The 23,538-nt window shown below is 70.2% G+C and carries 15 protein-coding genes and 1 tRNA gene; 13 read left to right on the forward strand and 3 right to left on the reverse strand.

Annotated elements, in window-relative coordinates; translation table 11 throughout:
- Nucleotides 1–278 precede the first annotated feature (278 nt).
- Together FH608_RS07445 and FH608_RS07450 are read right to left on the reverse strand one after the other, a co-directional pair.
- Nucleotides 279–1,589 carry a serine hydrolase domain-containing protein gene (locus FH608_RS07445; RefSeq protein ID WP_139629615.1) on the reverse strand — a complete coding sequence of 437 codons (1,311 nt, stop codon included), beginning with the start codon at nucleotides 1,587–1,589 and terminating at the stop codon, nucleotides 279–281.
- Nucleotides 1,590–1,910: 321 nt separating this feature from the next.
- A tRNA-Leu gene (locus FH608_RS07450) sits at nucleotides 1,911–1,996 on the reverse strand.
- Nucleotides 1,997–2,339: 343 nt separating this feature from the next.
- Here FH608_RS07450 and FH608_RS07455 point away from each other — a divergent pair.
- Nucleotides 2,340–3,014, forward strand: a complete 675-nt coding sequence (locus FH608_RS07455) for a hypothetical protein (RefSeq protein WP_226899110.1) — start codon at nucleotides 2,340–2,342, stop codon at nucleotides 3,012–3,014.
- A gap of 224 nt (nucleotides 3,015–3,238) precedes the next feature.
- The gene (locus FH608_RS07460) at nucleotides 3,239–5,251 is read left to right on the forward strand and encodes a chaplin family protein (protein ID WP_139629616.1); all 2,013 of its coding nucleotides are present in this window, start codon (nucleotides 3,239–3,241) and stop codon (nucleotides 5,249–5,251) included.
- Between the two features lie 180 nt (nucleotides 5,252–5,431).
- Here the strand turns inward: FH608_RS07460 and FH608_RS07465 are convergent, their stop codons facing one another.
- Nucleotides 5,432–5,617, reverse strand: coding sequence for a DUF5703 family protein (locus FH608_RS07465; protein ID WP_139629617.1), 186 nt, complete (start codon nucleotides 5,615–5,617; stop codon nucleotides 5,432–5,434).
- Nucleotides 5,618–5,809: 192 nt separating this feature from the next.
- On the opposite strand from FH608_RS07465, the gene topA reads away from it, so the two are divergent.
- The 11 genes from topA to fxsT all read left to right on the forward strand — a co-directional run bounded on the left by topA (nucleotide 5,810) and on the right by fxsT (nucleotide 23,520).
- Nucleotides 5,810–8,491 (forward strand): type I DNA topoisomerase, encoded by a 2,682-nt coding sequence (topA, locus tag FH608_RS07470; protein ID WP_139629618.1) that lies wholly within the window; start codon nucleotides 5,810–5,812, stop codon nucleotides 8,489–8,491.
- Nucleotides 8,492–8,530: 39 nt separating this feature from the next.
- A complete protein-coding gene (locus FH608_RS07475; RefSeq protein ID WP_226899111.1) occupies nucleotides 8,531–9,733 on the forward strand; it encodes a metallophosphoesterase in 1,203 nt (400 codons plus the stop codon).
- 74 nt (nucleotides 9,734–9,807) lie between these two features.
- Nucleotides 9,808–10,353, forward strand: coding sequence for a helix-turn-helix transcriptional regulator (locus tag FH608_RS07480; RefSeq protein ID WP_226899189.1), 546 nt, complete (start codon nucleotides 9,808–9,810; stop codon nucleotides 10,351–10,353).
- A gap of 132 nt (nucleotides 10,354–10,485) precedes the next feature.
- A complete protein-coding gene (gene tmk, locus FH608_RS07485; protein ID WP_139629619.1) occupies nucleotides 10,486–12,528 on the forward strand; it encodes a dTMP kinase in 2,043 nt (680 codons plus the stop codon).
- A gap of 266 nt (nucleotides 12,529–12,794) precedes the next feature.
- A complete protein-coding gene (locus tag FH608_RS07490) occupies nucleotides 12,795–13,967 on the forward strand; it encodes a DNA polymerase III subunit delta' (RefSeq protein WP_139629620.1) in 1,173 nt (390 codons plus the stop codon).
- 132 nt (nucleotides 13,968–14,099) lie between these two features.
- The gene (locus FH608_RS07495; RefSeq protein ID WP_394367656.1) at nucleotides 14,100–14,975 is read left to right on the forward strand and encodes a PSP1 domain-containing protein; all 876 of its coding nucleotides are present in this window, start codon (nucleotides 14,100–14,102) and stop codon (nucleotides 14,973–14,975) included.
- Between the two features lie 80 nt (nucleotides 14,976–15,055).
- Nucleotides 15,056–15,574 (forward strand): cupin domain-containing protein, encoded by a 519-nt coding sequence (locus FH608_RS07500; RefSeq protein ID WP_139629621.1) that lies wholly within the window; start codon nucleotides 15,056–15,058, stop codon nucleotides 15,572–15,574.
- 225 nt (nucleotides 15,575–15,799) lie between these two features.
- Nucleotides 15,800–15,988 carry a hypothetical protein gene (locus tag FH608_RS07505; RefSeq protein WP_139629622.1) on the forward strand — a complete coding sequence of 63 codons (189 nt, stop codon included), beginning with the start codon at nucleotides 15,800–15,802 and terminating at the stop codon, nucleotides 15,986–15,988.
- Nucleotides 15,989–16,017: 29 nt separating this feature from the next.
- On the forward strand, nucleotides 16,018–18,270 hold the full coding sequence (locus tag FH608_RS07510) for an FxsB family cyclophane-forming radical SAM/SPASM peptide maturase (protein WP_226899112.1): 2,253 nt from the start codon (nucleotides 16,018–16,020) through the stop codon (nucleotides 18,268–18,270).
- 137 nt (nucleotides 18,271–18,407) lie between these two features.
- Nucleotides 18,408–19,637 carry a TIR-like protein FxsC gene (locus tag FH608_RS07515; protein ID WP_139629624.1) on the forward strand — a complete coding sequence of 410 codons (1,230 nt, stop codon included), beginning with the start codon at nucleotides 18,408–18,410 and terminating at the stop codon, nucleotides 19,635–19,637.
- Entirely contained in the window at nucleotides 19,621–23,520 is a 3,900-nt protein-coding gene (fxsT, locus tag FH608_RS07520) for an FxSxx-COOH system tetratricopeptide repeat protein (RefSeq protein WP_139629625.1), read from the forward strand. Before FH608_RS07515 ends, fxsT begins: the two co-directional genes overlap by 17 nt.
- Nucleotides 23,521–23,538 lie beyond the last annotated feature (18 nt).

Raw genomic sequence — 23,538 nt, forward strand, 5'->3', positions numbered from 1 at the left:
CCCGAGCAGTTCTGCGCGGTCCTCGCGACCAGGTTCTTCAGCCCTGGCATCGCCACCCCGCCGCACCAGAGCACCCATGCCGGGCCGTCGGATCGCGAACGTCGTACGAGATGCGTCCAGACGGCGTTCGTCAATGCGTCGCCGGGCTGTGGAGTGAGCAGTAGCTCCTTCAGCTCACCGAGATCGATCGGCCGCCGAGGGAGCCCCATCCGATGGAACGGCCCTCTACCGACAGCGGGTGTGGTGGGCTGCTCGGCGCACGTCGTCGTCGGTGACCATCAGGCGATCCGGTAGGCGGCGGCGCCGTTGTGCAGGAAGCGGGCGCGGCCGTGCCCGTCGGAGCCGACCAGGGACAGGACCTGGTGGCCGCCGGACTTCGGTTGGGTGGTGATGACCGAGCTGTCGTTGAGGCGGACGACCTCGACGCGGTTCACGGACCCGCCGAGGAAGGACTCCGCGATCTCATTGCGTGGGCGGTAGGTGAGGAACGCGCGGTTGTGCTCGCTGCTCAGGGTGATGTCGTACAGGGTCGAGCGGTAGGTGCCGCACATGCGGTCCGCGTCGATCCAGGCCGGGTGCAAGGGCGGTACGGGTAGTGGTGCCGTCTCGACGCCGGCAAGCTCTTCGAGCACCGCACCGAAGATTTCGTAGGCCAGCGGCTCACTGCCCGTGCTGTTGGTCAGCACGGCCACCGCCACACCCGCCGATGGGACGACGCGAAGGAATGCCTTCTGCCCCTTGGAGACACCGGTGTGGCCGACGACGCCGTCCTGGTAGAGCATCCAGCCAAGTCCCCAGCCGATGACGCCGCCGCCGAAGTCCGGGACGGATTCGACCTGGGGTTCGCGTAGTGCCGCCAGCGCAGGGTCGGTGAGGTGCAGGCGGACGAACTCCAGCAGGTCGCGTGCGCTGATCGCGAAGTGCGAGCCGCTGGGCGCGGAGTAATAGGAAACCGCCCACGCTTTGGCCGGAACGACCTCTCCGCCGGTCTGGATGTGGCCGACCGCGGCGCGGCGCAGGATCGCCTCGTAGGTGTCGGTGGCGGCGGTGTGCAGGCCGAGCGGCGTCACCAGGCGTTCGCGGAGCACGTCGTGGAAGGGTTTGTCGCGTAACACCTCCACCAGCCTGCCGAGCACCACGTATCCGCTGTTGGAGTAGGAGAAGACGGTGTCAGGCGGGAGGAGTTGGTCCGCCTCGGCGAGGGTGGCGACGAACTTCTCGATCGCGTCGTTGTTGCGTCCGGTGTCGGTGAAGTGGTTGCCGTCGATACCGCCTGTGTGGGTGAGCAGGTGGCGGGCGGTCAAGGACGCGGTGGCGGCTGGGTCGCTCAGCCGAAAGCCGGGCAGGTAGTCGCGAACGGGACGGTCGAGAACCAGCACACCGTCGTCGACCAGTTGCTGGATCAGCGTGGCTGTCCAGATCTTGGTGATCGAGCCGATCTTGAACACGGAGTCGGTCGTGGCCTCGACCTGGGTGCGCAGACTCAGCACGCCCGCAGCCTCGTCCCGGATCTCCCCATCGGCCAGCACGGCGACCTGTGCGCCCGGTACGTCGTACTTCGCGACAAGCTCGCCCAGATCCCATCCCATGCCGCCAGGCTAGTGGCCTGGCTTCGCTGGGCTCAGTCCGCGGAGCTGCCGCCGGTGGCGTCGGTGCATGCGGGATGTCTGCCTGTTCGCTCGTCCCGGTGGAGGCGCTCCGATCGTCCAGCACGCCCGCTCTCAAGGCGCTACAGGCCTCGCCGGGGCGGCCTGTGGGGACGCGCGGAATATAGCGACCGTGTTAGCGGACTTGCGAGGATCCGAATGACAAGGCGGAGCTCTACACGCAGCTTGGGGCTGAAGCTCACCAGAAAAGCAATATGTGGAGGCCCGGGTTGAATCCGAACCCCCACACGTGCGATGGATGTGTGTCCGAGGGGGGACTTGAACCCCCATGCCCATCACTGGGCACTAGCACCTCAAGCTAGCGCGTCTGCCTATTCCGCCACCCGGACGTGGTGCCTGCACGCGAGACCGTCATCCCGCGTCGGCTCAGTAAGGTTAGCAAACTCTGAGGACTGCGTCATACCAAGAATCCCCGTGGCTCAGAAGCGGGTCGTGGAGTGGGGGTCATGGGGCTTCGGAGGGGGTCTGGTGGGGCGTGGGTGACGGAGGGGAGAGGGTGTTGGGGCAGTTGGGGGTGGTTTGGGGTGGGGGGAGTTGGTGATTTTCTGGGTCTCCGATGAAAAGGGCTTGCGGCAACCTTGGGTGCTGCTACGGTTACGGACCGTTGAGGGGTGAGTCCACGGGCCGGCCTCACGACAACATGAGGCCGGTTCTTGGAGTGTGGGAGGTCACGTGGCGCGCGCAGTGGTGCTGCAGCCGGGGGCGATGCCCCTTGTTGCGCATCGCTTGCCCGTGACCTCCTCGGCTCAGGACGCGACCACCGACGGGATTCACCGGATGGCGCGGTTCGCGGCCGGTGCCCGTCGGCTCGTTGTGCGGACGGTCACGGTCGGCGCCCTGGTGGCGGCCGGCTGGCTGCTCGCTGTCCTGTTCGGCATGCTCACCGCCGCCCCGGCGGCTGCCGAGGCGACGACCGCCGAGGCCACGACCGCTGAGGCCACGACTGCTGAGGCGGTGAACGCTGAGGCGGTGAACGTCGAGGCGACCACTGCCGGTGACGCGGCGGCGGCGATCTCCGTGAGTGATGCCCTGGGGTCTCAGTCCCTCACCCGTCCCGGCCGCCTCTCGCGGTCCGACAACGCCGAGGCCATGGCCGGGCGTACTGTGGACGGGCTCAACAGCCAGCAGGATCCTGGCCTGCCATCACCGTCCACCGCCGGAAAGATCCTGGACACCAATGGATTGGTGCCCAACGGCGGTGGCAGCGGCCCGTTCGGGGCCGCCGCGGGGGATGTCGCGAGGTCCGTGTTCGACCCGCGGCTCCAGGCGCGCCGCGCCCTCCAGGCGCCCGTGTCGCCCCCCGTCGTCCGCACAGCGGCGGACGACCCTTCTTTCTCACCTGACTGACCCCCGCCCCGGACGCCGGTCCCCTTCTTCGGCACCGGTCCTTTCCCGAATCGCGAAGTAACGCGGCGGAGCGTGGTCTGACACCCCTTCGCCGGCGGGTGAAACACGTCAGTTCAGCTGGTTCGCGATGCGAACCCGGGGTCTCCGCTGTGCGCGAAACACGGCCTCGGCTGCCCGCGAACCGTTCAGGTATCCCCCCAGAAGAACCACTAGGAGCATTCATCATGCGTACGTGGGCAAAGGCATCTACTCCCGCGGCCCTGCTCGCGGTGGCCGTCATGTCGTTCACCGGCAGCGGCACCGCGCTGGCCGACACCTCGGGCGACGGGTCCGTCGGCGGCGGCAACCAGGTCAACCTGCCGATCTCTCTTCCCATCGACATCAGCGGCAACTCGGTCGCCGCGGTCGGCTCGTCCGAGGCGTCCTCGCACGGCGGGGCCACGGTCGTCAACAAGGGCGGCATCCCGGACAACAGGACGTCGGGCGACGGGAGCGTGCTCGGCGGTAACCAGGTGAACGCGCCGATCAGCGCCCCGGTCAACGCCTGTGGCAACGCCGTCTCGCTGATCGGCAGGTCCGACGCCGGCTGCAAGGGCGGCTCCACGGTCGTCAACAAGGGCAAGGGCGGCGCCGGCGGCAACCGTACGTCGGGCAACGGCAGCGTGCTCGGCGGCAACCAGATCACCGCGCCGATCTCCGCCCCGATCAACGCCTGCGGCAACGCCGTGGCGATCTTCGGCGACGCCACGGCCGGGTGCGAGGGCGGCGCCAAGGTGCGCAACACCGGAACGGGCGCAGGCGGCAACCGTACGTCTGGGCGTGGCAGCGTGCTGGGCGGCAACCAGGTCATCGCGCCGATCTCCGCGCCGGTCAACATCTGCGGCAACAGCGTGGCGGTGGTCGGCCACGCGTTCTCGGGCTGCAAGGGCGGCTCCAGCGTCACCAACGACGGCGGCCGCCACGGCTACCACCGGGCCAAGGGCTCGACGGGCAACGACACCGACGGGCGCTTCGGCGTCGGCAGCGGAAACCAGATCGTCGCCCCGATCAGCCTGCCCGTCAACGTCTGCGGCAACGCGGTCGGCAACGCCGCGGCCGGATGCGAGGGCGGCACGAAGGTCGTCAACAGCGGCGGCGGCTCGGGCGCGGGCGGCAACCGTACGTCGGGCAACGGCAGCGTGCTGGGCGGCAACCAGATCGTCGCGCCGATCACCGCGCCGATCAACGTCTGCGGCAACGCGGTGGCCGTGCTCGGGCACGCGTTCGCCGGCTGCAAGGGCGGCGCCAAGGTGACCAACGGCGGCTCGGGCGCGGGCGGCAACCGTACGTCGGGCAACGGCAGCGTGCTGGGCGGCAACCAGATCATCGCGCCGATCACCGCGCCGATCAACGTCTGCGGCAACGCCGCGGCCGTGATCGGCAGATCCGAGGCGCACTGCAAGGGCGGGGCCAAGGCCGGCAAGACCGGTGGCGGCGGCAACCGTACGTCGGGCAACGGCAGCGTGCTGGGCGGCAACCAGATCGTCGCGCCGATCACCGCGCCGATCAACGTCTGCGGCAACGCGGTGGCCGTCCTCGGCGACGCCGCCGCCGGGTGCCTCGGCGGGGCCAACGTCGGGCGTCCCGGGCACGGCGGCCCCGGCGGGTACGGGCACTTCGCCGCGTCGATGAAGCAGACCAAGCAGGCCAAGCGCGGCGCGCTCCCCATGCTGCCGAGCGTTCCGGCCCTGGGCGGCCTGCAGAACGTCGCCGGGAGCGCGCAGCAGGCGCACGGCGTGCCGCAGCAGCTCCAGGACGTCACGGGCTCGCTCCCGCTGGTCGGGGACGCCTCCAGGACGCTGGGCCTGCCGAGCCTGCCCGAGCTGCCCGGCCTGCCCGCCCAGGCGCAGACCCCGGCCCAGCCGAAGCACGTTCCCGCCAAGCCCAAGCACGTCCCGGCCAAGCCGAAGAAGAACCGCGTCTCCAGCCACGCCGCGCGCCCGTCCGCCTCGGGCGGCGCCGTGTCGGTGCTGGAGCCGGCGACCGGCCTGGTCTCCTCCACCCCGGTCGGCGGGGCGGTCACCTCGGCCGCCCGCGGCCTGCCGGTCGGCGGCCTGGGCCTGATGAGCGCCGAGCAGCCCGCCGGCGTCACCGGTCTCAACTCCGGCTCGCTGCTCGCCCTCGCGCTGGGCGCGATGTTCGCCGCGTCGGCCGCACTGTTCGGGGCCACCCGCCGGTTCCGGTTCGGCCGGAAGTAGGGGACGCCAAGCGGCGCCGTAAAGGCGGACGTAAAGGGATGTAAAGGACGGCTGACTGGTCACAGTCCGTGACCAGTCAGCGATAGATGCTTTGCCCGTTCCGGGGGCGCGGCCCGGGACGGGCAAAGCCATGTCCAGGATCAGAAGCCATGTCAGGGAATCAGGCGACAGGTACGTACCTCAGAGTGTGCTGCGGACGCGTAGCACCTTGCGGCGCAGCCGTACGTGACGGCTTCCGTCGGGATGGACGCGGACGCGGGCCAGCTCCCAGCGGCCGTACTCTGCGTGCTCGGTCAGCAGCTGACGTGCTGCTTCGCGAGTGAGGTCGCGCGGAATGTAGATATCCATGTAGGAGTAGTCCAGCACAACGATTAGTCTCCAGGGTGAGTCAGGGCGCCATGCCGCTCGCTTGGCCTTATTCTGCGTGCTTGTGGGTGGACCCGGAAGCTAGTGGGTAGCCCGCGGGGGAAGGAAATTTCCGCGAGTCGGGTTACCTTTCAGTCTGTGCCGGCTCCCGGCAGGGGGATTTGCGAAGCGAACAGTGAGGTAGGAAGCAGCGTGCCAGCCAAGAACGGCAGCACCGGCGGAACACGCCTGGTGATCGTCGAGTCGCCGGCCAAGGCGAAGACGATCAAGGAATACCTCGGTGCTGGCTACATGGTCGAGTCCAGCATCGGACATATCCGCGACCTGCCGGAGAAGGCCGATGACATCCCCGAGAAGTACAAGGGCGCGCCGTGGGCGCGGCTCGGGGTCAACGTCGAGCACGAGTTCGAACCACTGTACGTCGTCAATCCCGACAAGCGATCCCAGGTCAACAAGCTGCGGCAGCTGCTGAAGGACGCCGACGAGCTCTACCTCGCCACTGACGAGGACCGCGAGGGCGAGGCCATCGCCTGGCACCTGCGGGAGGTGCTCAAGCCCAAGGTGCCGGTGCACCGCATGGTGTTCCACGAGATCACCCCGCAGGCCATCAGGGACGCCGTGGCCAACCCGCGCGACCTCAACCTCCGGCTCGTGGACGCCCAGGAGACGCGGCGCATCCTCGACCGGCTCTACGGCTACGAGGTCAGCCCGGTCCTGTGGAAGAAGGTCAAGCCGCGCCTGTCGGCCGGCCGCGTGCAGTCGGTGGCGACCAGGCTGGTGGTGGAGCGCGAGCGGGAGCGCATGGCGTTCACGGCCGCCCACTACTGGGACCTGCAGGCGCTGTTCGACACGGGCAAGTCCGAGGAGCGGCCGCGCGACTTCACCGCCACGCTGACGGGAGTCGACGGCAAGCGGGTGGCGCAGGGCCGCGACTTCGCCTCCACGGGGCGGCTCAAGAACGCCGACGTGCTCCACCTGACCGAGGCCGCCGCGGGCGAGCTGGCCGGGCGGCTGAGGGGGTCGTCGTTCGCGGTCAGGTCCGTCGAGCGCAAGCCGTACACCCGCAAGCCGTACGCGCCGTTCCGGACGACCACGCTGCAGCAGGAGGCCAGCAGGAAGCTGGGGTTCTCCGCGAAGTACACGATGCAGGTGGCGCAGCGCCTCTACGAGAACGGCTTCATCACCTACATGCGTACCGACAGCATCACGCTGTCGGAGACCGCCGTGGCGGCCGCGCGGTCGCAGGCGATCAAGCTGTACGGCGCCGCGTACGTGCCCGACAAGCCGCGCGTCTACAGCAGCAAGGTCAAGAGCGCGCAGGAGGCGCACGAAGCCATCCGGCCGTCGGGCGAGGAGTTCCGCACGCCGGGCGAGACCGGGCTGTCGGGCGACATGTTCCGGCTGTACGAGCTGATCTGGCAGCGCACGGTGTCCTCGCAGATGAAGGACGCGGTCGGCGAGTCGATCACGGTCAAGGTGGCCGGCCGGTCCTCCGCGGGCGAGAACGTCGAGTTCAGCGCCTCCGGGCGGACGATCACGTTCTACGGGTTCCTCAAGGCGTACGTGGAGGGCTCCGACGATCCGGCGACCGACCGCGACGACTCCGAGAAGCGACTGCCCACCCTGGAGGAGGGCGACGCCCTCAGCCTGGGCAGGCTCGACGTGGCGGGCCACTCGACCAAGCCGCCCGCGCGTTACACCGAGGCGTCGCTGGTCAAGGAGCTGGAGGACCGCGAGATCGGGCGGCCCTCGACGTACGCCTCGATCATCGGGACCATCCTCGACCGCGGCTACGTGTTCAAGAAGGGCACGGCGCTGGTGCCGTCGTTCCTGGCCTTCGCCGTGGTCAACCTGCTGGAGCAGCATTTCGGCAACCTGGTCGACTACGACTTCACGGCCGAGATGGAGAAGGTGCTCGACGACATCGCCAACGACCGGGCGGAGCGGGTGCCGGAGCTGCAGCGCTTCTACTACGGCGCCGACGGCGACGAGGGGCTGAAGGAGATGGTCACCGACCTCGGTGACATCGACGCCAAGGAGATCAGCTCGTTCCCGGTCAAGGGCTCGGACATCGTGCTGCGGGTCGGTCGATACGGCCCCTACCTCGACAGGGACGGCTCCCGGGTCAACGTGCCCGAGGACATGACGCCCGACGAGCTGACCGCCGAGAAGGCCGAGGAGCTGTTCTCGCGGCCGACGGGCGACCGGGAGCTCGGGCACGACCCGGTGTCCGGGCACATGATCGTGGCCAAGGACGGCCGTTACGGGCCTTATGTGACGGAGGTCCTGCCGGAGGCGTCAGAGGAGGAGGCGCCGAAGAAGCGTACGAAGAAGGCCGACGCCCCCAAGCCGCGCACGAGCTCGCTGTTCAAGTCGATGTCGCTGGACACCATCACGCTGGAGGACGCCCTCAAGCTGCTGGCCATCCCGCGGGTCGTGGGAGAGCTGGAGGGCGAGGAGGTCGTGGCGTACAACGGGAAGTTCGGCCCGTATCTGAAGAAGGGCACCGACTCCCGCTCGCTGACCTCCGAGGAGGACCTGTTGACGGTCACGATCGAGCAGGCCAAGGAGCTGTTCGCGCAGCCCAAGCAGCGCGGGCGGCGGGCCGCCGCCGCGGCGCCGCTGCGGGAGCTGGGCGACGACCCCAACTCCAAGAAGCCCGTGGTGGTGAAGGAGGGGCGGTTCGGCCCGTACGTGACGGACGGCGAGACCAACGCGTCGCTGCGCAAGGGCGACACGGTCGAGGACATCACGATCGAGCGGGCCGCCGAGCTGCTGGCGGAGCGGCGCGAGCGGGCTCCGGCGCCCAAGAAGACCACGCGGAAGGCGCCCGCGAAGAAGGCCACGACGAAGAAACCGGCGGCCAAGTCGTAGCGTGCGCTCGAGGCGGTCGCCGGAAGTAGCATCGATGGCGTGATCGTCTTGGCCTTCGCGGGCTTGATTCTGCTTGCGCACCTTTACCTGTGGCATCGGATGGTGCGCTCCACCACGCTGCCAGGGCGCCTGCGCAAGGCGCTGACCTGGGTGCTGGTGGGCCTGGCAGCGGTGCTCGTGGCGACGTTCGCGGGTGCGCGGCTGGAGCTCGGCCACTGGCTGGCGTGGCCGGGTTACGTCTGGCTGGCCGTGATGTTCTACCTGCTCATCTTCCTGGTGGTGCTGGAGGTGCCGCGGGCGGTCGCCGCGATCTTCGTACGCAGGGGCGAGCGGGCGGCGGCCCTCGAGCCGGTTCCGGCCATGGTGGGCGGTCCTGCGCCCTCCGAGCCCGCCCCCTCCGCACCCCCGATGAGCAGGAGGCTCTTCCTCGGGCGGGCCACCGCCGCCGTCGCGGGCGCGGGAGCGCTGGGCACGGTCGGCTACGGCATGGCGAGCGCTCTTGGCGACCCCGTGATCGAACGCGTGAAGGTGGCGCTGCCGAAGCTGGATCCGCGGCTCAGCGGCCTGCGGTTCGCCGTGGTGAGCGACATCCACCTGGGGCCGCTGACGGGTCTGGGGCACACCGAGCGCATCGTCCGCATGATCAACGGGCTCGAGGCCGATGTGGTGGCGATCGTGGGGGACCTGGTGGACGGGTCGGTCGCCCAGCTGGGGGCGCTGGCGCAGCCGTTGAAGAACCTTGAGTCCCGTTACGGGGCATATTTCGTGACCGGTAACCACGAGTACTTCACCGCCGCAGGGCCCCAGGAGTGGATCGAGGAGCTCGACCAGCTCGGCGTACGCTCGCTGCGGAACGAGCGCGTGGAGATCAGGCACCAGGGCGCCGTGCTCGACCTCGCCGGGGTGAACGACCTCAACGGCGAGTCCAGCGGCGACGGCCCCGACTTCGCCAAGGCGCTGGGCGGCCGGGACGCCGGGCGGTCCACCGTACTGCTCGCCCATCAGCCCGTGCAGGTCGAGGAGGCCGCTCGCCACGGCGTCGACCTGCAGCTGTCCGGGCACACGCACGGCGGGCAGATCGTGCCGTTCAACCTGGTGGTGGGGCTGCAGCAGCCCGTGGTGTCCGGGCTGGCCACGGTCGACGGGGTGCAGGTGTACGTCACCAGGGGAGCGGGGTTCTGGGGCCCGCCCGTACGCGTGGGGGCGCCGCCGGAGATCACGATGCTGGAGTTGGGCACCTGACTTTCCGCGATTCGGTAGCCACATAGTGTCATCGTGGCGTAGAGTATCCAGCCGGATACTGATCGGAGGTGGCGATGGTCTCTTCGCCGATGGAAGTGGCGCACACCGCGTTCTGGGCCGAGCGGGGCGGGCTGCTGTTCCGGCAGGCCAGGCTCGCGGCCGACATGAACCAGCGGGTCCTGGCCAGCGTGAGCGGCACGTCGCGGACCACGCTGTCGGCCTACGAGCACGGCAGGAAGTCGCCGACGCTCGGCACGGCCGGGCGCATCCTCGACGCGGCGGGCTTCCGGCTGGCGCTGGAGGCGAAGGTCGAGGTCGAGACGTGCGAGAGCGAGGGCCGCACCTTCCACGTGCCGACCCGGCTGCGGCGGCTGCCGGTCGGGGCCGCGCTGGGCGTCGTGCGGCTGCGGGGCAGGGAGTTCGACCTGGCCGACCGCGACGCGCGCCGCGACGCCTACACGCTGCTGCTGTGCGAGGGCAGGCCCGGTGAGCTGCTCGAGCACGTCGACGGGGTGCTGCTCGTGGACCTGTGGCACGAGCTGGCGCTGCCGGCCGGCATCCGCGCCGCGTGGGAGCCGCTGGTGCGGGAGGCGCGACTCGATGAGGGGGTTCTGATCTGATGCGGTTTTCCGGGGCCCATTCCACGCCGGTAACCTGCGCGCGAGCCCGCCGGCGTAATACCCTCAGCCACGAGTCGGCCCGGAATATCCGGCTCGTCCGTTGTCCCCCTGCTTCCTGGATACGCTGAAATCATGAGCGCCCTCGGCCGAAGCCGCTCGGCCCACGTGCTGGCCAACGCGCCGTTCCGACGGCTCTGGACGGCCATGTCGGTGTGCAGTCTGGGTGACTGGCTCAACATCCTGGCCGTGACCGCCCTGGCCGGTAACCTGACGCAGGGTGACTACCGCGTGCAGTCGCTGGCCATCGGTGGCGTGTTCATCGCCAAGATGCTGCCGGCCGTGCTGCTCGGGCCGCTCGCGGGCGTCTTCGCCGACCGGTTCGACCGGCGGCTGACGATGTTCACGGCCGATCTGGCCAGGTTCGCCGTGGTGCTGTCGATCCCCCTGATCAACAGCTACCAGTGGCTGATCATCGCGACCGTCCTGATCGAGTGCGTCAACCTGTTCTGGGTCCCCGCCAAGGACGCCACCGTGCCCAACCTGGTGCCCAAGGAGCAGCTCGAGTCGGCCAACCGGCTCAACCTGCTGGTCACGTACGGCACCGCGCCCGTCGCGGCCATGCTCTTCGCGGCGCTGTCGGTGGCGGGCGGCGTGATCGCGTCCATGGTGCCCGGCTTCACCAGCGTGCAGTCCACGGCGCTGGCCCTGATCGTCAACGCCTGCGCCTACCTCGTCTCGGCCTTCCTGATCTTCACGTTGCGCGGCATCCCCCGGCGCGACGGCGCCATCTCCACGCCCTCCGTGCTCAGGCAGATCGTCGAGGGCTGGCGTTACGTCGGCCGCAACCGGCTGGTGCGCGGGCTGATCATCGGCATGCTGGGGGCCTTCGCGGCGGGCGGGGCCGTGATCGGGGTCGCGAAGATCTACGTGGAGGCGCTGGGCGGCGGCGACGCGGCCTACGGCGTGGTCTTCTGCGCCGTCTTCACCGGCATGGCGCTCGGCATCTTCTTCGGGCTCAGGCTGCTGCGCGAGCTGTCGCGGCGGCGGCTGTTCGGCCTGGCCATCACCGTCGCGGGCCTGGTGCTCGTGGCCACCGCGCTCGTGCACAACCTGGTGATCGTGGTCATGCTGACCGTGGCGCTGGGGGCGTGCGCCGGCATCGCCTGGATCATCGGCTACACGCTGATCGGGCTGGAGGTCGAGGACGGGCTGCGTGGCCGTACGTTCGCGTTCCTGCAGTCCACGGCCCGGGTGACGCTGCTGGTCGTGCTCGCCGTGGCCAACCCCATCGCGGCGGTCTTCGGCGTGCACTGGCTGCGGTTCGGCGCGTTCGCCTACCGGTTCGACGGTTCCAACCTGGTGCTGGTCCTGGGCGGGGCGCTCGCCACGGTCGTGGGCATCCTGGCGCTGCTGCACATGGACGACAGGAAGGGCGTTCCCCTGGCCGCCGATGTGATCGCGGCGGTGCGGGGCGAGCGGTTCCCCGCCGAGACGGCCGAGCAGGTGCCGGGGCTGTTCGTGGCTTTCGAGGGTGGCGAGGGGTCCGGCAAGACGACCCAGTCCCGGCTGCTCGCCATCTGGCTGCGCGACCAGGGCTACGACGTGGTGCAGACCCGTGAGCCCGGCTCCACCAAGGTCGGCATGCGGCTGCGGGCGATCCTGCTCGACGCGGCCGAGCGCGGGCTCTCAGCACGCTCCGAGGCGCTGCTCTACGCCGCCGACCGGGCCGAGCACGTCGAGAAGGTGATCCGGCCCGCGCTCTACCGCGGCTCGCTCGTGGTCACCGACCGTTACGTCGACTCCTCGCTCGCCTACCAGGGGGCGGGGCGATCGCTCGACCCGGAGGACGTGTCCAAGATCAACGCTTGGGCCACCAGCGGGCTGGTGCCGCACCTGACCGTGCTCATCGACACGCCGCCCGAGGTGGGGCTGACCCGGCTGGGCGGGGCCGCCGACCGGATCGAGTCGGAGCCGCTGGAGTTCCACCAGCGGGTGCGCAAGGAGTTCCGCACGCTGGCGGCGGCGGCGCCGGAGCGCTACCTCGTGGTCGACGGCACGCTGCCGCCCGAGGTGATCACCCGCCAGATCCAGGACCGCGTCCACGAGCTCCTGCCCGACCCGGTGCCCCGGGAGTCGGAGGACGCCACGGGCACCATGCCGGCCATCCGCGACTGACGGCCCCCGCCCGCCTTCTCCGGGGACATCGGGTCACCTGGGGCCGCGGGCTCCAGTGGTGCGGCGGGTTGCGATGGGGTAGGGGCTCCCGCGGGGCCGGGGCGGGCTCTGGTGGGGTGCTGGGCTCCGGTGGGCGGTGAGCTCGCCAGGAGCGGCGGGTTCGTGGGGCCGCAGGCGCTCGTGGGCGGCGGGCCCCTCTGCGGAGGAGGCCTCTCGTGTGGTGGAGAGGGGGCGTGGGGGAAGCCGGGGGCGGCTAGCCTTACGTCGTGGCAGTTTTCGATGACCTCGTCGGGCAGGAGCAGGCGGTAGCCGTGCTAGCGCGGGCCGCGGCGGCGGCCCGGGAGGTCGTCGAGGGCGGGCGCGGCGCGGGCATGACACACGCGTGGCTGTTCACCGGGCCGCCCGGCGCCGGCCGGGAGGAGGCCGCCCGGGCCTTCGCGGCGGCGCTGCTGTGCCCCGACGGCGGTTGCGGCCACTGCGACCAGTGCCACCAGGTGTTCATCGGCTCGCATCCCGACCTCGAGTCCGTACGCCCCGAAGGCCTGTCCTACAGCGTGAAGCAGACCCGGGAGCTCATCCTGCGGGCGGCCGGGGCGCCGACGCAGGGGCGGTGGCGGGTCATCCTGTTCGAGGACGCCGACCGGGCCACGGAGTCCGCCGCGAACGCCCTGCTCAAAGCCATCGAGGAGCCGCCGCCCCGTACGGTGTGGCTGCTGTGCGCCCCGGCGCCGGACGACATGATGATCACGATCAGGTCGCGTTGCCGGGTGGTCAACCTGGTCACCCCGGCGCCAAAGGCGGTCGCCCACGTGCTGGCCACGCGCGACAGCGTGCCCCCGGACATCGCCAGGTTCGCCGCGCGGGCCGCGCAGGGGCACATCAGCCGGGCACGGGCGCTGGCGCTCGACGAGGGGGTCAGGCGGCGTCGTGAGGCGGTGCTGAGCATCCCGCGCTCGCTGACCGGGGTGGGGGAGTGCGTCTCGGCCGCCGAGCGGCTGGTGAAGACGTCGGAGGAGGAGGCCGCCGCCGCCACGGCCGCGCTCAACGAGAACGAGACCGCCGAGCTGCGCAAGCTCTACGGGGAGGGGTCCACGGGCAAGGGGCTCAACCGGGGGCTCGTACGCGGCGGGGCCGGGGCGCTGAAGGAGCTGGAGGACCGGCAGAAGTCGCGGGCCACCCGGATCAAGCGCGACTCGCTGGACGCGGCGCTGCTGGAGCTGGTGTCGTTTTACCGGGACGTGCTGGCCATGCAGTTCGGGGCCGGGGTGGAGCTGGCCAACGACGATCTGCGCTTCGATCTCGACCAGCTGGCCAAGGCGTCCACGCCGGAGGAGACGCTGCGGCGGGTCGACGCCATCATGCGGTGCAGGGAGCGGCTGGCGGCGAACGTCAACCCGCAGATGGCCGTCGAGGCGATGATGCTGTCCCTGCGACCCTGAGCGCCGGCGACCTCGCGGTCCCGAGCGGCCGGCAAGTGATCGGGATCCGCCTCCAAATTTCGGCCTGGACCCACGTAATGTGGCAGGGAAGGCCGTACGACCCCTAGGCCGTCAGGAGGCGAGCTCGAGCCCATGGGAATGATCATGGCCGTGAGCTTCACCCGCTACGGGAGGCTCTACTACCTCGACCCCGGCGAGCACAGCCCGAAGGTGGGCGACAAGGTGCTCGTGCCGACCGACGCGGGGCCGGAGGTGGCGGAGTGCGTGTGGGCGCCGCAGTACACGAGCGAGGACATCGACGGCCTGCCGGTCTGCGCCGGCATCGCGGGGGAGGAGCACCTGACCCGCGACGAGTCCAACAAACGGCGCAGGGCCGAGGCGCGCAGCGTGTCGAAGCGGCTGATCAAGCGCCACGAGCTGCCGATGAAGGTGGTCGGGATCGACTACCTCGACCAGGACAACGTCTACACGGTCTACTTCTCGGCCCCGCACCGGGTGGATTTCCGCGCCCTGGTGCGCGATCTCGCCCGCAACCTGCGGGCGCGGGTCGAGCTGCGGCAGATCGGGCCGAGGGACGAGGCGCGGCTGCAGGGCGGCATCGGTCCGTGCGGCCGTGACCTGTGCTGTGCCACATTCCTGAAGGACTTCGAGCCGGTCTCGGTGCGGATGGCCAAGGACCAGGATCTTCCGGTCAATCCGCTGCGGATCGCGGGGGCGTGCGGGCGGCTCATGTGCTGCCTGAAGTACGAGCACCCGCTGTACATGGAGACCCGTTACCGGATGCCGCGCAACGGGAGCCGGGTCAGCACGCCCCAGGGCGACGGGACAGTGGTGGGGCACAACGTGCCCTCCGACACGGTGACGGTGCGGCTGGACGACGGCGGGCGGCGCTGCGCGTGCCCGTCGGCGTCGGTGTGCTCGCCCCGCATCCAGCACGAGACGATGTACGGCACGGCGCGGGACGCCCCCGACCAGTCCCGATCAGCCCCCGACCAGCCACCCGCCTAGCGGGGAGGGCAGGACCCGGCGCGTCGAAGGCCGGGTTGGGCGCGTACGCACTGGCATGATGCCGAAAAGGGGGAGATGTGATGGACGCACCAGCGGTGAAGGTCGTGCCGCCCGGCGGCGGCGACTCCGTCGCCATCCCGGGGTTCGGGGCGGTCTTCAAGATCTACGGCAGCGACAACAACGGCGAGGTGGCCATCGTGGAGCACCCGTTCGCCGTGGGCATGATCAGCGCGCCGCACCGCCACACCCGGGAGGACGAGCACTCGCTCGTGCTCGAAGGCGAGATCGGCTTCCGGTCCGACGCGGACGAGGTCGTCCTGGGGCCGGGCGGCTACATCACGAAACCGCGCGGGCAAATGCACGCCATGTGGAACGCGGGCACGACGCCCGGCCGCATCGTCGAGGTCATCACCCCGGGCGGATTCGAGCACTACTTCCGCGAGCTCAGCGAGCTGCTCGCCGGAGCGGAGCACAGCGCGAACCTTCACGAGACGCCCGAATTCACCGAACTCGCATCGAGGTACGGCCTGACCTACGGCAACCCCGACTGGCTGGACGACGTCGTGGCACGCTACGGGCTGACGTCGCCGACCCACTAGACGTAGGCGAGAGCTGACGGCTCGTCGCCTGTGCGGTGCCCCGGGGCCCGGCGCCTGGCGGCCTGGGGGACGTCTGCGCCGCCATGACAGGATCGGCTCCGGCGGCTCGCTGACCACGGCTCGGGCTAGGGATGGCATGGCTTTGATTCGTGCGCCCAGGACCGCCGGTTTTCATGTCACAATTGCTCTGCTCAGTAACCGGTATGTGGCAGGAACGGTGCACAAATGATCACGGTTGAGGTTGCGGATGGGGAGCTGATCTCCGAGGTCAGAGATCTCCGTGATATTCCGTTCGTGAATCTGGCGACGCCGGGCAGCCATATGCTCGACGAGATTTTGCGGCGTGTTGTGCCCGTTTCTGGGGAAATGTCTGTCGTGCCGGTTGCGGTCGCGGCGTTCCAGAACTCCATTTAGCCACGGAACGCGGCGGGCGGCTGAGTGCGGTGATCACTCCTTTCCGGCAGTTCGTGCTCAAAGTGCACAGCCGATGTGATCTCGCCTGCGACCACTGCTACGTGTACGAACACGCCGACCAGAGCTGGCGCGGCCGTCCCAAGGTCATCGCTCCGCACACCGTCGACCGGGTCGCGGCGCGCATCGCCGAGCACGTGACGCGGCACGGCCTGGAGCGGGTCGACGTCGTGCTGCACGGCGGTGAGCCGCTGCTGGCCGGGCACGAGCGCCTGTCCGCGATCGCGACCACGCTGCGCGCCGCGCTCGACGGTCACTGCCGCCTCGGCCTGCACGTCCAGACCAACGGCGTACGCCTCGACGACCGGTTCTGCGAGATCTTCGCCGAGCACGGGATCCGGGTCGGCATCTCGCTCGACGGCGACCGGGCGGCCAACGACCGCCATCGCCGCTACGCCTCGGGCCGCAGCAGCTATGACCAGGTGATCCGGGCGGTCGAGCGGCTGCGGGGGCGACGCGAGCTCTATGCCGGCCTGCTCTGCACGGTCGACGTCGCCAACGACCCGATCGCGGTCTACGAGGCGCTGGCCGCGCTGCGCCCGCCGAGGATCGACTTCCTGCTGCCGTACGCCACGTGGGACGCGCCGCCCGAGCGCCACTCCGAGACGGCCTACGCCGACTGGCTGATCACGATCTTCGAGCGCTGGGAGGCCGACGGGCGGCCCGCGTCGGTGCGGCTGTTCGAGTCGATCGTCCGCACGACCCGGGGCGAGCCCAGCCTCACGGAGGCGGTCGGGCTGGAGCCGAGCACGATGATCGTGATCGACACCGATGGCGCGTACGAGCTGGTCGACTCGCTCAAGGTGGCCTACGACGGCGCTCCGGCCACCGGCCATGACGTGTTCCGGCACGCCCTCGACGAGGTGGCGGCGCATCCGGGCGTGCTCGCCCGGCAGCGCGGCCTGGAGGGCCTGTCGGCGACCTGCCGGGAATGTCCCGTCGTCGGGAGTTGCGGGGGCGGGCTCTACACGCACAGGTTCAGGGCCGGCTCGTTCGACCATCCGAGCGTCTACTGCGCCGACCTGTTCAAGCTGGTGTCCCACATCCAGGATCGGACGAAGATGTCCTCACACGCGATTCCGTACGCCTGCCTCGACTCCCTGGCCACCGGCCTGGGAAGCGCCGACGACGTCAGGCTCCTCGCGCAGGCGCAGCGCAGCGTGCGCCGGGCGCTCATCGCGGCGCTGCGCCCGCGGGCGGCCGGCGAGGTGTGGGAGCTGTTCGCCCGGATGGACCAGGACCACCGCGACGAGCTGGAGCAGGTGCTCGCCCACCCGTACGTCCGGGTGTGGGCGGTCGGCTGTCTACGCGGCGAGCACCCGGTGACCTACCTCGCGAACATCGCCGCCGCCGCGATGATCCGCACGGGCCAGGACGTGGAGCTGCCGGTGGCGGTCATCGGCGGCGCCGTGCACCTGCCGACCGTCGGCACGCTGCACGGCGTCGGGGGCGACACGGTGACGCTGGTCGCACGGTCAGGCCGGATCACGGTGGCGGGGCATCCGGCGCCCGAGTGGCACGCGGTCCGTACGGTCAGCAGCGGCGACTACTCGATCGTCCTGGAGGACGCCGACCCCCACCGCGACTGCCACCAGTGGCCGACGGCCGGCAGGCTGGCCCAGCACGAGGCCGCGGCGTGGCAGGAGGCGTTCGAGCCGGCCTGGCGGCTCATCGAGAAGGAATACCCGCAGTACGCGCAGGGCCTGCGGGCCGGCCTCACCACGCTGACCCCGCTGGCGCCGGCCTCCGGGGGGCGCGACGTGAGCTCGACCGCCCGCCAGGCCTTCGGCGCTGTCGCGGCGGCCCTGCCGGCCGATCCTGCGACGCTGGCGCTGCTGCTCATCCACGAGTTCCAGCACGTCAAGCTGGGCGCGGTGATCGACCTCCTCGACCTGTTCGACCGGTCGCACACCGGGCTCTACCACGCGCCGTGGCGCGAGGACCTCCGGCCGCTGGAGGGGCTGCTGCAGGGCACGTACGCGCACATCGGGGTGACGGACTTCTGGCGCGCCCGCCGCCACGCCGTGCACGGCGCCGACCGCGACACGGCGGAGCGGGAGTTCGCGCGCTGGTGCGGGCACACGGTCGCGGCGACCGAGACGCTGGCGGCGTCCGGGGCGCTGACCCCGGTGGGGGAGAGGTTCGTCGCGCGGATGCGGGAGACGGTCGTGGCCTGGCAGCGGGAGCTTCCCGGGCTTGCGGACCGGCCGAATACCGCTATTTAGGAAAAGTCCGGAATCGGCCATACCGAACACCGATTATGTACGGCCAGGTGCGGAAATAGTGTGAAGTAGGCAGCCTTCGGGGTGGCTGACCGAGAGTATAGTGACTGATTACCTAATGAGGGTGGTCGGTGTCGGGAATGTCGGCTTCCGGGGGTTCGGGCCAAGTGCCCTATTTCTTCCTCAGTTACGCGCGCACGCCCATGGACGAGGACACAAGCGGCGACCCCAACCGATGGGTATACCGGCTATTCGACCATTTATGCGAAGAGATCTTTCAGATGACGACTTTGCGGAAGAGGTCGGATGCCGGCTTCTTGGACCGCAAGATGCGTCTCGGCGAGCAGTGGCCTGACGAGGTGTCGAAGGCGCTGGCCACCTGCCGGGTGTTCGTCCCGCTCTACTCCCCTCGCTACTTCGACAGCGAGCACTGCGGCCGCGAATGGTCGGCCATCCAGATGCGGCTCAGGGCGCACACGTCGGAGCCGCCCCCGGTCATCATCCCCATCATGTGGGTCGCCGTCGACCAGCGGTCGATGCCGGAGTGCGCCCGGCTCATCCAGTTCTCGCAGGAGGGGTTCTGGCCCGACTACCTCCGCCACGGGCTCTACAGCGTGGCCAAGGCGTCCTCGCAGCGCAACAAGCTGCTCCAGGCCACGTTCGCGCTCGCCCGCCGGATCAGCCAGGTCGCCGAGCTGTCGCCGCTGCGGGAGGCGCAGGACATGCCGCGATACACCACGCTGCCCAACGCCTTCGCCGGTTACCGGGGGAAGCGGCGGATAAGGGTCAGCGTGGTGGCGCCGCATCTCGGCAATCTGCCCAACGGCCGTAATCCGTACTACTACGGAATGAGGCCCCACGAGTGGAACCCGTACCGGCATGAGGACAACCACCAGCCGCTCGCCCACCACGTGACCGAGTTCGCCCGCGAGCGGGGCATCGGCGCGGAGATCGGCCCGCTCGATCTCCCCGACGGCGAGGACGGCATCCCCGACCAGCCGGGGATGATGCTGGTGGACCCGTGGATCGCCGACATGCCGGACACGTACGAGAACCTGCGGCGGTTCGGCGGCGAGATCACGCGAAGCTACCCGGTCGTGGTGCCGTGGAACCGCAAGGACAAGGAGACCAGCGCCGCCGAGCCCAGGCTGCGGCGCGCGCTCGGCGAGGCCATCCCGGGCGGCCAGGGCGAGCCGGCCGTCCACGAGATCGGCTCCCTCGACGATCTGCGGCGCGAGATGCCGAGGATGCTGGAACGCGCGTTCAACCGGTACCTGCGTACGGCCCCGGTGTATCCGCCACCGGGCGGCTCAGGAAAGAGACCCCGAATGATCGAGCCAGGGGATGGTGACGATGAACGACAAGACTGAGGGCCGGATCGTCACGTTCTACTCGTACAAGGGCGGAACGGGCCGCACGATGGCGGTGGCCAACGTCGCCTGGGTGCTGGCGGCCAACGGCCGGCGCGTTCTGGCCATGGACTGGGACCTGGAATCGCCCGGACTGCACCGCTTCTTCAGCCCCTTCCTCGACGACGGCGTGATCAGCGCGACGACCGGCGTCATCGACATCGTCAACGAGTACCGCTGGGCGGCCACCAGCCCGCGCGAGCGCGGCGTCGACTGGCACCTGGAGTACGCGACGGTGCTGCCGCACGCGGTCTCGCTGGACTGGCAGTTCCCCGGAGGCGGCACGCTGGACTTCGTCTCGGCGGGCCAGCAGAACCGCGACTACTCCTCGCTCGTGTCCGCCTTCGACTGGGACACCTTCTACGAGCGGCTCGCCGGAGGCCGTTTCCTCGACGCGTTACGCGCCGACATCAAGCGCAACTACGACTACTGCCTCATCGACAGCAGGACAGGCTTCAGCGACATCGCCGACATCTGCACGATCGACATGCCGGACGTGCTCGTGGACTGCTTCACCATGAGCGACCAGGGCATCGACGGCGCCGCCCGGGTGGCCCGCGCCATCGGCGAGCGCCACGACCGCGAGCGGCGGATCCTGCCCGTGCCGATGCGCGTGGACGACGGAGAGAAGAAGAAGGCGGACGCGGGGCGCGCCTACGCCCGCTCCAAGTTCGAGCGGTTCCTGCTGCACCTGTCGCCCGAGGAGCGCGAGCGCTACTGGGGGGCGGTGGAGATCCCGTACAAGCGGTTCTACGCGTTCGAGGAGACGCTGGCGATCTTCGGCGACGCGCCGGGGTCGCCCGGCTCGCTGCTCGCCTCCTTCGAGCGGCTGACGAGCATGATCACGTCGGAGGAGGTCAGCGGGCTGCCCCCCATGGAGGAGCCGATCCGGCTGCGCTGGCTGGAGGCGTTCACCCGCAAGGAGCCGCTGCTGCACCAGCAGATCCTGCTCAGCTACGCCCCCGAGGACCGCATGTGGGCCGACTGGATCGCCGTCATTCTCCGTCACGCGAACTTCCGCGTCGTGCCGCAGGCGCTCTCGGCGGTCGGCGAGGCCGAGTCGGAGCGTACCGGGGAGATCACCGGGGTCGTGGCCGTGCTGACGGCCGCGTACCTCCAGGGCTTCAACACCGCCGACTGGACGGCGTCCGGCGCCGACGACTTCAGCCTGTGGCCGATGGTGACGGCGCTGCGGGTGTCGGGCGACCTGCAACTCGTCCCGCCGTTCTCGGAGCGGCCGACCGTCGACCTGTTCAGGCTCCCGCCCGTACAGGCCGCCGAGGCGGTCCTGCGCGCGGTCGGCAAGCCGGGGCTCGCCCTCCAGGACACGGCGCTGCTGGAGGCGCGCTTCCCCGGCTCCGAGCCGACGATCTGGAACGTCCCCGGGCGCAACGCCAGCTTCACCGGCCGTGACAAGATGCTCGAGAAGCTGCGCGACCAGCTCGTCGGCGGCAACCAGGCGGTCGTGCTCCCCCAGACGCTGTACGGCCTGGGCGGCGTCGGCAAGACGGCGGTGGCCCTGGAGTACGCCTACCGGTTCAGGGCCGACTACGACGTGGTCTGGTGGGTCTCCGCGGAGCAGCCCGACCTGATCAACCCCTCGCTGGCCGAGCTCGCCAGGCGCCTCGGCCTGCCCGTCGGCGACAGCGTCGTCGAGGCGGCGGAGGCGGCCCGCGAGGCGCTGCGCCGCGGCACCCCGCACGCCCGCTGGCTGCTGATCTTCGACAACGCCGGCGAGCCGGACGACCTGCGCGAATACCTCCCCAGCGGTTCCGGCCACGTCATCGTCACCTCGCGCAACCCGACCTGGGGCAACATGGCGGCGCCCCTGGAGGTGGACGTGTTCAGCCGGGAGGAGAGCCTGCAGCACCTGCGGCGTACCGTGCCGCGCCTCGCCCCCGACGACGCGCTGCGCGTCGCCGAGGCGCTGGGCTACCTCCCGCTCGCCATCACGCAGGCAGCCGCGTGGCTGAGCGAGACCGGCCAGCCCGCCTCCGACTACCTGGACCTGCTGCAGGACCAGACCTCCATGGTCCTGTCCGCCAACCAGCCCGGCGACTACCCCGACCCGGTGGCCCGCGCCTGGAACGTCTCGCTGGAGCAGCTGCGCCGCCGCTCTCCGGCGGCCGAGCGGCTGCTGCAGCTCTGCGCGTTCTTCTCGCCCGACCCCATCTCGCAGTCGCTCATCTACGGCGACGAGATGATGAAGGCGCTGGTGCCGTACGACGACGCGCTGCGCGGCGAGAAGCTCGTGCTCGGCCAGGTCATCAGGGAGATCAGCCGCTTCGCCCTGGCCAGGATCGACCAGGGCAGCAACACGCTCCAGGTGCACCGGCTGGTCCAGGCCGTGATCCGCGGCCAGATGACCGGCGACGAGCGCAACGCCGCCACCCACCAGGTGCACCGCATCCTCGTGGGCGCCCGGCCGCGGCAGGGCGAGGTGGACGACCCCGAGAACTGGTCCCGGTACGACCTGATCTGGCCGCACCTGCTCCCCTCGAACGCCGAGAACTGCGAGGAGGACGACACCAGGCAGCTCCTCACCGAACGCGTGCGGTACTGGTGGAAGCGCGGCGAATACCTCAACGCCCTGCGGCTCGGGCAGCGCCTGGCCGACTACTGGGAAGAGGTGTTCGGCCAGATGGAGCGGCAGCGCCTGCACCTGCTGACCAACATCGCCAACGTCCAGCGCTCCCTCGGCCGGGCGCAGGAGGCGTACGAGCTCGAACAGTGGGTGTGGGCGCAGCAGCGCAAGGTGCTCGGCGACTACCACCCGCACACCCTGACCACCGCCGGCGGCATCGCCGCCGACCTGCGAGCGCTCGGCGCCTTCTCCAAGGCGCTCGAACAGGACAAATGGGTGTACGAGCAGTGGCGCGAGAACTACGGCGACGACCACCCGCGCACGCTGCGCTCGGCCAACAACCTGGCCGTCTCCTACCGCCTGGTCGGCGACTGGCGCAACGCCGGCCGGCTCGACGGCGACATCTACCGCCGGATGCTCGGCGTCCTCGGGCCGCTGCACCTCAACACACTCGCCATGGCGCAGAACCTGGCCAGGGACATGCGGGAGGCCGGCGACTTCGACCCCTCCATCGAACTGCTGCGGCAGACCCTCAAGCGGTACGCGGACCTGGCCTTCGACGACTATCCCGAGGCGCTGTGGGCGACCAAGAGCCTGGCGGTGTCGCTGCGCAGGGCGGGACAGCGTACGGAGGCCACGCAGCTCGCCAGGGACGTCTACGGCCGCTACAGCCGGCTCTACCCGTCCAACCCCGAGGCCAGGGCCGCCGCGCTGGAGCTGGCCTGCTGCATGTCGTCCACCGGTGACAAGGCCGCCGCCAGGGACCTGGCCCGTACCGTCATGAAGGACTACAGCGAGCTGCTCGGCGCCGGGCACCCGTACACCCTGGCCGCCGCCAACAACCTGAGCACCTACCTGCGCGGCCTCGGCGCCCTCGACGAGGCCCGTGACCTGGGCGAACGGACCTTCGTCGCGCTCCGCGACCACCTCGGCGACACCCACCCCTTCACGCTGTCGTGCGCCATCAACGTGGCCAACTGCGCCGCTGACCTGGGGGACGTCGAGGCGGCCGAGGACATGGAGCGCCGCACCCTGGAGACCCTGGACGCGACGCTGGGCACCGACCACCCCGACACGCTGGCCTGCCAGGCGAACCTCGTGATCACGCTGCGGGAGCGCGGCAAGGCCACCGAGGCGGAGGAGCTGCGCGCCCGTACCCTCACCAAGGTGACCGCCAAGCTGGGCGAGGCGCATCCGTGCACGGTGGCGCTCCGGGAGTGGCGCCGCGTCAACAGAGACCTCGAACCCCAGCCGACCTGACCCTCAGGAGCTCACCGG

Origin of the sequence: Nonomuraea phyllanthi, from assembly GCF_006334985.2 — a bacterium.
Classification (GTDB): Bacteria; Actinomycetota; Actinomycetes; order Streptosporangiales; family Streptosporangiaceae; genus Nonomuraea; species Nonomuraea phyllanthi.

Bases quoted from the DNA above. Each gene is read 5' to 3' on its own strand.
- FH608_RS07445 (WP_139629615.1), bottom strand. From the start codon at position 1,589: ATGGGATGGGATCTGGGCGAGCTTGTCGCGAAGTACGACGTACCGGGC.
- FH608_RS07460 (WP_139629616.1), top strand. From the start codon at position 3,239: ATGCGTACGTGGGCAAAGGCATCTACTCCCGCGGCCCTGCTCGCGGTG.
- FH608_RS07480 (WP_226899189.1), top strand. From the start codon at position 9,808: ATGGTCTCTTCGCCGATGGAAGTGGCGCACACCGCGTTCTGGGCCGAG.
- tmk (WP_139629619.1), top strand. From the start codon at position 10,486: ATGAGCGCCCTCGGCCGAAGCCGCTCGGCCCACGTGCTGGCCAACGCG.
- FH608_RS07495 (WP_394367656.1), top strand. From the start codon at position 14,100: ATGGGAATGATCATGGCCGTGAGCTTCACCCGCTACGGGAGGCTCTAC.
- FH608_RS07500 (WP_139629621.1), top strand. From the start codon at position 15,056: ATGGACGCACCAGCGGTGAAGGTCGTGCCGCCCGGCGGCGGCGACTCC.
- FH608_RS07505 (WP_139629622.1), top strand. From the start codon at position 15,800: ATGATCACGGTTGAGGTTGCGGATGGGGAGCTGATCTCCGAGGTCAGA.
- FH608_RS07515 (WP_139629624.1), top strand. From the start codon at position 18,408: ATGTCGGCTTCCGGGGGTTCGGGCCAAGTGCCCTATTTCTTCCTCAGT.
- fxsT (WP_139629625.1), top strand. From the start codon at position 19,621: ATGAACGACAAGACTGAGGGCCGGATCGTCACGTTCTACTCGTACAAG.